This window comes from Paracoccus sp. R86501 (assembly GCF_042466435.1).
Taxonomy (GTDB): Bacteria; Pseudomonadota; Alphaproteobacteria; order Rhodobacterales; family Rhodobacteraceae; genus Paracoccus.
In genome coordinates this window covers 153,765-165,976 of the sequence record NZ_JAXHPZ010000005.1, presented here as the reverse complement: position 1 = coordinate 165,976, position 12,212 = coordinate 153,765, and the positions used below count along the sequence as shown (strand labels likewise).

Sequence of the window (12,212 nt, the reverse complement as noted above, 5' to 3'; positions counted from 1 at the left end):
GCCTTGGCATGTGGTGAATCGGGGGGGCGATCAGCAATCGCAGGCGATCTGGTCAAGAACCGGCTGGCAAAGATGCGGATGGCCGCCGCAGCAGTCCTCCATCAGGAAAGCCAGCAGGCCGCGCATCGTCTCCATCCGGGCGAAATAGCGGATCGACCGCCCTTCGCGGTTGGAACGGATCAGATCGGCCGAAGTCAGGATCGTCAGGTTGTTGGACAGGGTATTCGACCGCACCTCCAGACGGTCTGCAATCTGGCCCGCGGCCATGCCCAACGGACCGGCCTTGATCAGCAGACGGAAGATATCCAGACGCAGATCATGGGATAGGGCAGACAAGGCGTTCAGGGCACGATGCTTTTCCATATTTCATGTTTATTAGAAATAAATGGTCTGAGCAATCCTGTTTCCCAGCTAAAATGCCCGCAGGCGGCTGAACTGTGCATGGTTGGCATAAATAGCCGCCCACAGATGCGCGGTCGTTGGTGTGGTGCCAGCGCGGTAACCGTTGCGGTCGATTTCACAGGCTTCGGGCGGGTTAACAACACGTGGCGATCCACCCCCATCGCCGTTGGCATGAGGACTTCAATATCGTCGCGCAAGACGGGCGGCCCTTGGAACAATCGAAGTAGGCTGCAACACCGGACAGCGATCATTTTGCAGCGGGGCAAATCACCATGAGCGATTTTTCCACTTCCCGCTCAGGATACGGCGATGAAACGCGGGAAACTTTATGATCTCCTCCCACAACTGGATCGACAGGACCAAAACGGCACCAAGATCAAGCCAGATGACCGCAATCGCCGTCACGGGAACCCGGAACAGCCATTGCGCCGCGACAAACAGGTTCATGACATAGATCGTGTCGCCGCTGGCCCGCAGCGTGTTGCCGCAGATCGCGTTCGATCCTTTGGGGAAGGGAAGCAAAATGACGATGGGAAGGAATGCCAGCACGATGTCGCGTGTTTGAAGCGACAGGTTCGAATAGAGCATGTCAGCCGACAGGCACAGGATCAGCAACAGCAGCGCAACCCCGGCCGAGGCGACGAAAGACGCGCGCCATGCGCGGGACAGAAAATGCTGCAACCGGGCGGCTTCGCATCCCTGACCCAAAAGCTGAGCGACGATGATGCCTGTCGCAATGGCCCACTGCATGCCGATGGTCCCCGTTACCTGGATCCATGGCGCGATCAAGGTCAGGGCGGCGAAATCGCTCAGGTCCATGCGGACATAGATCAACGCGCAAACCTGCGTCGAAATGGCGGCGCTGAGAAAGGTCGCGGCGATGGGCAGCGCAAATCCCAGATGACGCAATAGGCTGCGCGGAAAGCCGTTTTCACGCCACCCGGCAATATGGCGCAGATGCCCTGCCGCGATGATCAGCCTGACCCCCAGAAACGACACCTGCACCGCAACCGCAACCACACTGCCGATTGCGGCACCGGACACGCCCAAGGCTGGCAGCCCCCAATATCCATGGATCAAGGCGACGCTGGTCAGAATGTTGACCGGAACCGACAAGCACAGGCTGTAGAGCGGCACCTTGGTTTCGCCGCAGCCATTCAGATAGCTGGAGATGCACTGCCCCACCGCCTCGCCCAGAATGACCAGCAGGAAGATGCCCAGATAGCTGCGCGCCAACGTTGCGACTTCGGTCGAAGGGGCAAGGGCGTTGATCAGGGGCGCGCCGAAGACAAGGATGGCCAAAAGGCCCAGCACCCCCACGGCAAGGTTGACGACCATCCCCGAGGCAAGTGCCGACTTGAGAAAGACCTGATTGCCCGTGCCGAATGCCTGCGCCGTGCGGATCTGCATGGCACTGGAAAACGCCTGAATCGCCCCCAGGGCGAAACCTGCGATGGCCGCGGCCAGCCCGACCGCGGCCAGCGACGTTTCGCCAAGGGCGGCAACCAGATAGGTATCGATCACGACCGTTCCATGCAGGAAGATCGCCTTGATCGTCATGGGCCACGCCAAGGCAAAGACATTTCGGGCGGTGGGGCCGGTGCTGACGGGCGGGCAGGGGGATATGGGGGACATTGGCAAGGGACATTCAAAATAGGCGCTGGCCGGGAAACGGCAGCGCAGGCGTTGGCAACAGCGCCTGTCGGGCGCCTATGCCTCGGGGGGTTCGAAATAATTCGCGTTCGACGCCGTGATGCTGCGGATGGTGTCGTCCAGACGTGACAGGTGACGCCTGCCGATCCGGATCGCAAGATCGGCGTCATGATCGATCACCGCCTCGGCGATGCCGCGATGATCATCGACCAGTTCGGGCATCCGGTCCTCTTTCGACAGGCCCAGCATGCACAACCTGTTGACCTTGGATTTTTCGGCCATGATCACATCGAAGGCGAAATCGGCATGGGCGATGTCGCACAGCATCCGGTGGAAATCGTAATCCAGCTCTCCGAATTTTTCGACATCCCTGTCCGCGACGGCTTTCTCTTGCCGCGAGATCGCGCGCGTCAGGCGGGATGCGCCGGTCTTGTCGCAATGCTGGGCTGCACGCCGCAGAACCTCGGTTTCCACCGACAGGCGCACGAAGCGTGATTTCGCGATCTCCCGCATGGAAAAACGCCTGACCTCGGTTGCCCGTTGGGGGCGGATCAGGATCAGGTCCAGGTTGGCAAGGCGACTGAAGGCGTCGCGGACCGGCTGACGCGAGACATTGAACCGGGCGGCGATATCGGCCTCGGATATCTTGTCGCCGGGGCGCAGGTTCAGCGCCAGAATTTCCTGGTGCAGAAAGTCGAAGATGTCGTCCACACGGGGACGGCGCCCTTCTTCGTGATGTGGCTGAGCCATGCGATGGTCTCCGTTTTTCCTGAACATATCAGCCCGACAGACCTCTGCCTTGGGACGGGCCGTCTCGGCGCGGCGAATCCTGTCGGCAGCGGGTCGGACCGCGATTTGACCCAGACTAGCGCGATCAATACTGGTATACCAGTGCAATTACTAGTATACCAGTTTGGTAGACAGGCGAATCAGCCTTCAGGCGTCAATGTGCTGCGGGGAGGCGGCGCATCAGGGGAGACACAATGTCCGGAGTTAACCTAAAAGGTATCGTCAAGGCCTATGGCGCCGTGACCGTGGTGCACGGGATCGATCTTGAGGTCGCCGAAAAGGAATTCGTCGTGCTGGTCGGGCCGTCCGGCTGCGGCAAATCGACGACGCTGCGAATGATCGCAGGGCTGGAGGAGATCACAGACGGCGATCTGACTATCGATGGCCGCCATGTGAACCGCGTCGCGCCCAAGGATCGCGATGTGGCGATGGTGTTCCAGAACTATGCGCTTTATCCGCATCTGAACGTCGCGGACAATATCGCTTTCGGCCTGCGTATCCGCAAGGAAAGCAAGGAACATATCGCCGCCTCGGTCGATGAGGTCGGCAAGATTTTGGGCCTGACGCCCTATCTGGAGCGTCGCCCCGCGGATCTGTCGGGCGGTCAGCGCCAGCGGGTCGCGATGGGTCGTGCCATCGTGCGCCGCCCCAAGGTATTTCTGTTCGACGAGCCGCTGTCGAACCTTGATGCCAAGCTGCGGACCCAGATGCGCGCCGAGATCAAGCGGCTGCACAAACGCCTCGGCGCGACCAGCATCTATGTCACCCATGACCAGGTCGAGGCGATGACCCTTGCAGACCGCATCGTCGTCATGCACGACGGCCGGATCGAGCAGGTGGGTTCCCCAATGGAGCTGTTCCTGAACCCGGTCAACACCTTCGTCGCGGGCTTCCTTGGATCGCCCCCGATGAACATGGTGAAGGCCCGCGTGGCGGCAGGTCCCGATGGCCCGCGCGCCGAATTCGATGGCCAGAGCATCGCACTGTCCCCGCTGCCCGATCTGCAAAATGCCGAAGGCCGAGAGATCATCATCGGCATCCGCCCGGAATTCGTCAAAGCCGCCAGCAGCGAACAGACCGACCGCGTCAACCTGCAGGCCGAACTGGTTGAAACGCTCGGCTCAGAGGCGCTGATCCACACCACGCTGGCCGGTCAACCGTTTGTCGTTCGCACGGAAACCGTGGGCCAGATGCGGGTCCTGCGCGACTTTTCCGGCTTTACCATCCAGCCCCATCTGATCCGCGTGTTCGACGCGCAGACCGGACGGGCGTTGTCGGGACAGAGGTTGGAAGAATGAGCAACGATCCCGAAGTCGGAGGAGCCCGCACCGAGGAATTGGTCATCGAGGCGCGCGAGGCGCAACGTCATCGCCGCCCCGGACGTGTCCAGCGTGTGGGCGACCACCTGAAACGCGAATGGCAGCTGTACTTGTTGTTGCTGCCCACGATCATCTGGCTGTTGGTCTTCCTGTACAAGCCCATGTACGGGCTGCAGATTGCCTTCAAGGATTACAGCATCTTCCGCGGTGTGGCAGGCAGTCCCTGGATTGGGCTGGAACATTTCTACACGCTGTTTGGCAACGACCAGTTCCTGAGGGCGCTGAAAAACACCGTCATCATCAGCTTTTACAGCCTGTTATTCGGATTTCCGGTGCCGATCTTGCTGGCATTGATGTTCAACGAAGTCCTCAACGCGACTTTCAAGAAGACCGCGCAGACCATTGTTTATCTTCCGCATTTCATCTCGTCGGTGATCATCGCGGGGATCGTGATCACGGCCTTTTCGCCATCGGCGGGGATCGTGAACACGGTGATGGGATGGTTCGGGGTCGATCCGGTCTATTTCCTGACCAAGCCCGAATGGTTCCGCCCCATCTTCGTCGGCACCGGCATCTGGCAAGAGGCAGGCTTCCAGTCGATCGTCTATCTTGCGGCCATGGCGGGTATTTCACCCACGCTTTACGAAAGCGCGGTCGTGGACGGGGCCTCGCGCTGGCAGATGGTCTGGAAGATCACGCTGCCCTCGATCCTGCCGACGATCATCATCATGCTGATCATCCGCATCGGCAACATGCTGGAAGTCAGCTTCGAGATGATCATCCTGCTGTATCAGCCCGCCACCTATGAAACGGCGGATGTGGTGAACACCTTCATCTATCGCCAGGGCCTTCAGGGCGGCCAATACGACCTTGCCGCCGCCGCCGGGCTTTTCAACGCCGTCGTGGCCTTTGTCCTGGTGATGACTGCCAACACCGTTGCCAAGCGCTATTCGCGCACCTCGCTTTGGTGAACAGGAGCTGATCATGAAGAACATGAACCTCTATTCCCGCGGCGACCGGATGTTCGTCATCATGAACATGGTGCTGCTGGGCATTTTCGCGCTGTCAACGCTGTACCCGTTCATCTACATGGCCTCGCTGTCGTTCAGCACCGGATTCGAGGCGCGCGCCGGCAACGTCATCCTGACACCGGTCGGCTTCACGCTGGAGGCCTACAAGCGCGTCCTGTCGGAACCGCTGTTTTGGAGTTCCTACAAGAACACCTTCATCTATACGATCTTCGGCACCTTGATGAGCCTGGCCTTCATCATCCCCGGCGCCTATGCGCTGTCGCGGCCCCAGCTTTACGGGCGGCGGTTCTGGAACCTGATGGTGGCCTTCACCATGTGGTTCAACGCCGGCCTGATCCCCTTCTTCCTTAACATGCGCGATCTTGGCCTGCTGGACAGCTATCTGGGCATCATCATCGGCTTCGCGGTCAACGGCTTCAACATCATCCTGCTGCGCAATTTCTTCGAGGGCATTCCGCAATCCTTCGAAGAGGCCGCCCGGATGGACGGTGCCAATGAATTCCAGGTGTTGTGGAAGGTCTATATGCCGCTTTCCAAGCCCGCCATCGCCACGGTTGCACTGTTCTGCATCGTGTCGCGCTGGAACGGCTTTTTCTGGGCGATGGTCCTTTTGCAAAGCGAGGACAAGATCCCGCTGCAGGTCTATCTGCGCCAGGTCATTGCGGAACTGTCGGATGACGAGGAATTCGCATCGACGCTGCTGACCTCAAGCTATTCATTCGAGACGGTCAGCGCGGCGATTATCGTCTGCTCGATCATCCCGGTGCTGCTGATCTATCCGTTCATGCAGAAATATTTCAACAAGGGCATCCTGCTGGGAGGCGTGAAGGAATGACCCATACGTTCAAACGGGAGGAGACTATGAGTATTCCGAAAGCCGCATTGGCCCTGCTTGCGACCACGGCCATGACCGCACCGGCCTTTGCCGACGATCACCTGCGCGTCGTCGACGAACCGCTGGAACTGACCATCCACATGCACTGGCCCCGCGCGCAGGGTTATGGCGTTGGCGGTTCGCCAAGCGATGTCTATCCGGTCGAGGAAGCCGCCCGTGAAATGACCGGTATCCATCTGAAGGATGCCACCGCAGGCCGCAACACGACCGACGCCGCCGAGGCGATGAACCTGATGATCGCGCAGGGCAATCTGCCCGACATCGTGGGCGGCAACCTGATCCAGCAGCCCGTGAACCAATACGGTCCTGAAGGCGCCTTCGTGCCGCTGAACGAGCTGGTGGCCGAACACGCGCCGAACATCCAGAAATTCTGGGACGAACACCCCGAACTGTTGGAATCCATAACGGCGGCAGACGGGAATTACTATTACATCCCCTATCTGCCCGATGGGGAATTCGGGCGAGCGTGGTATATCCGTCAGGACTGGTTGGACAAACTGGGGCTGGAGCAGCCGCAGACCGTCGATGAACTGCACGACGTGCTGACCGCATTCCGCAATGACGATCCCAACGGTAATGGCCGCAAGGACGAGATCCCCTTCTTCGCCCGCGAATGGGAAGAAATCGGACGCCTTCTGACGCTGTGGGACGGTCGTTCGTCAGGCTCTGACACCCATCACGACTTCTACGTCAATGACGAAGGCAAGGTCGTTCACCCCTATGCGCAAGAGGCCTATCGCACCGGCATCAAGAACATCGCGCAGTGGTATTCCGAAGGTTTGATCGACCCTGAAATCTTTACCCGCGGATCGTCATCGCGCGACTATCTGCTGTCGGAAAACCTGGGCGGCATGACCCATGACTGGTTCGCCTCGACCTCGGGGTACAACGTGCCGCTGCGCGAACTGATCGAGGGCTTCAACTTCGTGCCCTTCCTGCCCCCCGCATCGGTATCGGGCAAGCGGGTCGAGGAACATCGCCGCACGCCGGTCAAACCCGATGGCTGGGCAATCAGCTATATGAACGAACATCCGGTCGAGACGGTGAAATACTTCGATTTCTGGTTCACCGAAGAAGGCCGCAACCTGTCTAACTTCGGTGTCGAAGGAAAAACGTGGGACATGGTCAACGGAGAGCCGACCTTCAAGCCCGAGGTCCTGAACAGCGACATGCCGGTCAACAACCAGATGTATCTGGAAGGCGCGCAGATCTATCGCGGCTATTGGATGGATTACCGCTATGAATTGCAGTGGACGTCGGAAGAAGCCCGCAAGGGGATCGAGCTTTATGCCGCCAACGACCTGCTGATCGACCAGTTTCTGGGCGTGGCCTTCACCCCCGAAGAACAGGCCGTCTATGACAAATACTGGCCATCGATCCGCACCTACATGCTGGAACGCGAACAGGCGTGGATCCTTGGGTCGGGCGATGTCGAAGCCGAATGGGACAGCTATGTCAGCACGCTGGACAAGATGGGCTACCCCCAGGTCATCGAGGTCATGAATACGGCCTATCAGCGTCAGTATAACTAGGCCCAACAGCCAGATCGTACACAGATCCTGCGCGGCCCGCGCCATGGCCGCGCGAATTCTCAGATAGTTCAATCAGAAAGTTGCCCGATGCCCGGCAAGTCATTACCCATGCTCGATGAGCCCAAGGCGGGACGCCTGACCATTCAATATGCGCCCGAAACCGACAGCGATGTCGTCGAGAATCCCCCCCGTTTCACATGGCTCCCGGTGATCGAGGATGAGGCCACCTATGTCCTGCGCATTTCGCCGGACAAGGATTTTCCGGCCGGAAAGACCATCACCTATAGCCGCATCCCGGTGAATTTCTTCACCCCCGACAAGGCGCTGGAAACGGGCAGCTATCACTGGTCCTATGCCGTTTGCGACCCGGAGACCGGCGCGCCGATCAGTGCCTGGGGCAGCACTCGCAGCTTCCAGATCAGTGCGGACCTGCCGCAGACGCCGTTGATTGGGCGCGCCGGCCGCTTTGCCGATGCGCCCAAGGGCCATCCGCGTCTGTGGTTGGATGCCGACCGGTTGGCGCAGTTCAAAAAGGATGTCGCCGCCGATCCCGATCACTGCACATGGTCGAACTTCTACGCGAAATCGGTGCTGCCGTGGATGGAGCGTCCGGTCATGTCCGAACCCGCAGGCTATCCCGATCACAAGCGCACCGCGCCGGTCTGGCGCCAGACCTATATCGACCTGCAAGAGGCGATCTATGCCACACGCCATCTGGCGATCGGCGGCAAGGTCACCGATGACGCGCAGATGCTGGCCCGCGCCAAGGAATGGCTGCTGGAGATCGCCAGCTGGGACCCGATGGGCGTCACCTCGCGCGCCTATACGGATGAGTGGGCATATCGCGTCACCAATGCGCTGGCGTGGGGCTATGACTGGTTGCACGACCAGTTGGATGACGACCAGCGCGCCACCGTGCGCGCGGCGCTGCTGGAACGCACCCGCGACATCGCCGACCATGCGATGCTGAACGCCAAGATCCACCTGTTCCCCTATGACAGCCACGCGGTGCGTTCCGTGTCGCTGACGCTGGTGCCTGCCTGTATCGCGCTGCTTGGGGATGACGATGCAGACGAGGCCCGCGAATGGCTGGATTACTGCATCGAGTTCCTGTTCACCGTCTATTCGCCTTGGGGCGACAATGATGGCGGGTGGGCCGAGGGCACGAACTACTGGATGATGGGCATGGCCTATCTGATCGAGGCCGCCAACCGCCTGAAATCCTTTGCAGGTCTGGATCTGTACAAGCGGCCCTTCTTCCAGAACACGGGTGATTTCCCACTGTTCTGCAAGGCACCCAATACCCGTCGCGCGACCTTCGGCGACGACAGCACCCAAGGCGATCTGCCGTGCATCAAGACCGGCCTGAACATGCGCCAGTTTGCGGGCGTGACCGGCAATGGCGCCTATCAGTGGTATTGCGATCGCAACTTGGCACTGAACCCCGGGACCGAAGGGGCCTTCTATAACTGGGGCTGGTGGGACACGAATTTCGATGAATTGACCTTCCGCACCGATTTTCCCTTTGTCGAACCCACCGTGCCCGAAGGCGGCATGCGCTGGTTCAAGGGCATTGGCTGGGTGGGCATTCAGCACGCGATGGCCGACCCCGACAACCACATCCAGTTCGTCTTTAAGTCCAGCCGCTTCGGTTCGGTCAGTCACAGTCATGGCGACCAAAACGCCTTCTGCATGGCCGGCTTTGGCGAGGATCTGGCCATCCAGTCCGGCTATTACGTCGCCTTCAATTCGACCATGCACCAGAACTGGCGCCGCCAGACACGGTCCAAGAACGCCATTCTGATCGACGGCAAAGGCCAATACGCCGAAAAGGACAAGGCCCGCGCCATGGCCGCATCGGGCCGGATCATCACTGCCGAAGACCGCGGCGATCACGTCTATATCAAGGGCGATGCCACGGCGGCCTATCGTTCGCTTTCTCCCGAAGTGACCTTGGCCGAGCGTGAGGTCTATTTCGTCCAGAACAGCTATTTCGTCATCGTCAACAGCGTCGATGCCGATACGCCTGTCAGCGTGGATTGGCTGCTGCATGCCAATGGCCGCTATGATCTGGGCAACAGTTCGTTCCGCTATACCGGCGAACGTGCGGGTTTCTATGGCAAGGTCATCTGGTCCGAGGCTGGCAAGCCCACCCTGACGCAGGAAACCGGCTTTCCCGACGTGGACCCCGCCGAGATCGAGGGCCTGCCCGTCAGCACCTGCCTGCACGTTCAGTATCCCAAGGCCACGCGTCACCGCATTGCCACGCTGCTGGTGCCCTATGGCTTGAAAAGCCCCAAGCGGATTTTCCACTTCCTGGATGATCAGGGCTATGACGCCGACCTCTATTTCACCGACGCCGATGAAAACACCTTCCGCGTGGTGATGAAGAAACTGGCCAAGACATGAGGCGCCCGCCCGCATGCCGCGCCGCAAATCAAGGAAACCCATGATGACCGTCCAGAACTATTTCCCCGCGCAGGACAACAGGCGTTTCGACGCCGGGGGCGGGCTGACGCGCAAGGTCGCCGCCTTCAACGACAACGTCATGTGCGTCGAGGTGCATTTCGAAACCGGAACCGTCGCGGCATTGCACCACCATCCGCATGAACAGATCACCTATGTGATATCGGGGCGCTTCGAATTCACCGTGGGCAACAAGACCTACACCGTTTCGGCGGGGGATTCGCTTTATAAGCAGCCCGATATCGAACATGGCGCCACCTGCCTTGAGGCTGGGACGCTTTTGGACATCTTCACCCCCCACCGTGAGGATTTCCTGTGAACCATTCCACCCAAAGCCAGCAAAATGGGGAATATTCCGACATGAACAAACCTGTCATCGGCTTCATCGGCCTTGGCCTCATGGGCAGCAACATGGTCGAAAACCTGCAGCGCAGGGGCTTCCAGCTTGTCGTCATGGATCTGAACAAGGATGCCGTAGAGGCGGTCCTTGCCCGCGGCAATGCCAGTGCGGCATCCTCGCCCCGCGAACTGGCGGCGGCCAGCGACATCGTCATGCTGTGCCTGACGACATCCGAGGTCGTCGAGAAGGTCGTCTATGGTGACGACGGCATTTTGGCTGGCATCCGCGAAGGCGCGACCCTAATCGATTTCGGCACCTCGATCCCGGACTCGACCCGCAAGATCGGCGCGGCACTGGCCGAAAAGGGCGCTGGCATGATCGATGCCCCGCTTGGCCGCACCCCGGCCCATGCCACCGACGGCTTGCTGAACATCATGGCCGCAGGCGACAAGCAGACCTTCGACAAGGTCAAGCCGGTCCTGGATCAGCAGGGCGAGAACGTCTATTACCTTGGCGCGCTTGGCGCAGGTCACACGACCAAGCTGATCAACAACTTCATGGGCATGACCACCGTCTGCGCCATGAGCCAAGCCTTTGCCGTGGCCGAACGCGCGGGTGTGGACCGTGCCCAGCTTTACGACATCATGTCCAGTGGGCCCTCGAATTCGCCCTTCATGACCTTCTGCAAGAACTATGCAGTGGACGGAGTCAGCGATCTGGGTTTCTCGATCAGCAATGCCAATAAGGATCTTGGCTATTTCCTTAAGATGACGGAAAGCCTGGGCACCCGCGCCATGATCGCCGAGGGCACATCCAGCAATTTGCAGGCTGCTGTCGATGCGGGGATGGGCAATGGCAACGTGCCCGAAATATTCGACTACTTTCTGGAATTGGAGGCGAACACCCTGCAACAGGATTCTTCGTCCACCGTCGATTAGACCCCAGACCCATCGGTTCCGGTCCTTTTGTGTGATTCAGGCTTCGGAAGGACACCTGATCCATGTGCAACCTTTTCTGGTTGACCGAAGAACAGACGGCTGGCCTTCCTTGCCTTTCTTCATACGAACCATGGACGTTCATGCGTTCACGATCTGCGGGCATAAATGCCATTGGTTGTGAGAATGCCGAGACAGAGAATAAGGGCCAGCGAAAATGCTTCATAGTCGCTGGAAGCCCTGGAGCGATAACGGGGTCTCTGCCCGGATCGCGGTGGTCCTGGCCGTCAAGAACGCTGTTAAGAAGATTGTCTTAATCGATGTGACCTATCGGAAGATGCACCCCGCGGCCTGCAGTCTGCGTGCACAGGTGGGGGCGTGATCGTCAGATGGGTCGAACAAAAGGGTTCTCGGAAAAACTGCCAGAGGGAGAGTTTGTCCCGAGAATGGAATGCAAAGCTGCACGCCATCACAGATGGCAAAGGTTGAACCTGTCCCTTTCTCAATCCCGGCAGGACAGGTCAGTAATGATACTGCCGCAGCGGCTTTTCCTGACACCCCCCCCATAGGCCGACCGGTTGGGAATAGCGCTGCAAGACAGAGCGATGAAAGCATGCATCCCGGCCGGACGCCCTGCAAAAAGACTGCTAAATATGATCAGCGCCGCCATAAAAGGCGCTATCATATCAAGATCTTGTTCCGTTGTCTGAAAGCTTTGAGACGGGTCGCTACGCGTTACAACAGGCGTCGTAAAACCTATTTCTCTGGTATAACACCGGGAGTAACCGTCCTGTTTTGGCTGCAATCAAGACCATGTCCGGATCCTGGCGTTCCGACCCCATCCGCGAAG

At 59.4% G+C, this 12,212-nt stretch carries 11 protein-coding genes and 1 pseudogene; 8 read left to right on the top strand and 4 right to left on the bottom strand.

Features of this window, described 5'->3' with window-relative positions:
- Positions 1-30 precede the first annotated feature (30 nt).
- The 4 genes from SJY40_RS16815 to SJY40_RS16800 all read right to left on the bottom strand — a co-directional run bounded on the left by SJY40_RS16815 (position 31) and on the right by SJY40_RS16800 (position 2,805).
- Positions 31-363, bottom strand: coding sequence for an ArsR/SmtB family transcription factor (locus tag SJY40_RS16815; RefSeq protein WP_378949469.1), 333 nt, complete (start codon positions 361-363; stop codon positions 31-33).
- Positions 342-599 carry a hypothetical protein gene (locus SJY40_RS16810; protein ID WP_378949466.1) on the bottom strand — a complete coding sequence of 86 codons (258 nt, stop codon included), beginning with the start codon at positions 597-599 and terminating at the stop codon, positions 342-344. The genes SJY40_RS16815 and SJY40_RS16810 overlap by 22 nt, the downstream gene beginning before the upstream one ends.
- A gap of 70 nt (positions 600-669) precedes the next feature.
- Positions 670-2,037 (bottom strand): MATE family efflux transporter, encoded by a 1,368-nt coding sequence (locus SJY40_RS16805; protein ID WP_378949463.1) that lies wholly within the window; start codon positions 2,035-2,037, stop codon positions 670-672.
- A 75-nt stretch (positions 2,038-2,112) separates the two neighbouring features.
- Positions 2,113-2,805 carry a GntR family transcriptional regulator gene (locus tag SJY40_RS16800; RefSeq protein ID WP_378949460.1) on the bottom strand — a complete coding sequence of 231 codons (693 nt, stop codon included), beginning with the start codon at positions 2,803-2,805 and terminating at the stop codon, positions 2,113-2,115.
- 233 nt (positions 2,806-3,038) lie between these two features.
- Between SJY40_RS16800 and SJY40_RS16795 the strand changes: the two genes are divergently transcribed.
- The 8 genes and pseudogenes from SJY40_RS16795 to SJY40_RS16760 all read left to right on the top strand — a co-directional run.
- Positions 3,039-4,142 carry an ABC transporter ATP-binding protein gene (locus SJY40_RS16795; protein ID WP_378949457.1) on the top strand — a complete coding sequence of 368 codons (1,104 nt, stop codon included), beginning with the start codon at positions 3,039-3,041 and terminating at the stop codon, positions 4,140-4,142.
- Positions 4,139-5,134, top strand: coding sequence for an ABC transporter permease (locus SJY40_RS16790; RefSeq protein WP_378949455.1), 996 nt, complete (start codon positions 4,139-4,141; stop codon positions 5,132-5,134). Before SJY40_RS16795 ends, SJY40_RS16790 begins: the two co-directional genes overlap by 4 nt.
- Before the next feature lie 13 nt (positions 5,135-5,147).
- Positions 5,148-6,029: a carbohydrate ABC transporter permease gene (locus SJY40_RS16785; protein WP_378949452.1), complete on the top strand. Its 882-nt coding sequence runs from the start codon at positions 5,148-5,150 to the stop codon at positions 6,027-6,029.
- Positions 6,030-6,055: 26 nt separating this feature from the next.
- Positions 6,056-7,621: an extracellular solute-binding protein gene (locus SJY40_RS16780; protein WP_378949449.1), complete on the top strand. Its 1,566-nt coding sequence runs from the start codon at positions 6,056-6,058 to the stop codon at positions 7,619-7,621.
- A 108-nt stretch (positions 7,622-7,729) separates the two neighbouring features.
- Entirely contained in the window at positions 7,730-10,030 is a 2,301-nt protein-coding gene (locus SJY40_RS16775; RefSeq protein WP_378949446.1) for a DUF4962 domain-containing protein, read from the top strand.
- A gap of 43 nt (positions 10,031-10,073) precedes the next feature.
- Positions 10,074-10,406 carry a cupin domain-containing protein gene (locus SJY40_RS16770; protein WP_378949443.1) on the top strand — a complete coding sequence of 111 codons (333 nt, stop codon included), beginning with the start codon at positions 10,074-10,076 and terminating at the stop codon, positions 10,404-10,406.
- Positions 10,403-11,365 carry an NAD(P)-dependent oxidoreductase gene (locus tag SJY40_RS16765; protein ID WP_378949440.1) on the top strand — a complete coding sequence of 321 codons (963 nt, stop codon included), beginning with the start codon at positions 10,403-10,405 and terminating at the stop codon, positions 11,363-11,365. The genes SJY40_RS16770 and SJY40_RS16765 overlap by 4 nt, the downstream gene beginning before the upstream one ends.
- Before the next feature lie 62 nt (positions 11,366-11,427).
- Positions 11,428-12,164: pseudogene (locus SJY40_RS16760) on the top strand (IS5/IS1182 family transposase); the annotation flags it as partial.
- Between the last annotated feature and the right edge of the window lie 48 nt (positions 12,165-12,212).

Coding starts and splice junctions, on each gene's coding strand:
- SJY40_RS16815 (WP_378949469.1), bottom strand. CDS start 363: ATGGAAAAGCATCGTGCCCTGAACGCCTTGTCTGCCCTATCCCATGAT.
- SJY40_RS16805 (WP_378949463.1), bottom strand. CDS start 2,037: ATGTCCCCCATATCCCCCTGCCCGCCCGTCAGCACCGGCCCCACCGCC.
- SJY40_RS16800 (WP_378949460.1), bottom strand. CDS start 2,805: ATGGCTCAGCCACATCACGAAGAAGGGCGCCGTCCCCGTGTGGACGAC.
- SJY40_RS16795 (WP_378949457.1), top strand. CDS start 3,039: ATGTCCGGAGTTAACCTAAAAGGTATCGTCAAGGCCTATGGCGCCGTG.
- SJY40_RS16790 (WP_378949455.1), top strand. CDS start 4,139: ATGAGCAACGATCCCGAAGTCGGAGGAGCCCGCACCGAGGAATTGGTC.
- SJY40_RS16785 (WP_378949452.1), top strand. CDS start 5,148: ATGAAGAACATGAACCTCTATTCCCGCGGCGACCGGATGTTCGTCATC.
- SJY40_RS16780 (WP_378949449.1), top strand. CDS start 6,056: ATGAGTATTCCGAAAGCCGCATTGGCCCTGCTTGCGACCACGGCCATG.
- SJY40_RS16775 (WP_378949446.1), top strand. CDS start 7,730: ATGCTCGATGAGCCCAAGGCGGGACGCCTGACCATTCAATATGCGCCC.
- SJY40_RS16770 (WP_378949443.1), top strand. CDS start 10,074: ATGACCGTCCAGAACTATTTCCCCGCGCAGGACAACAGGCGTTTCGAC.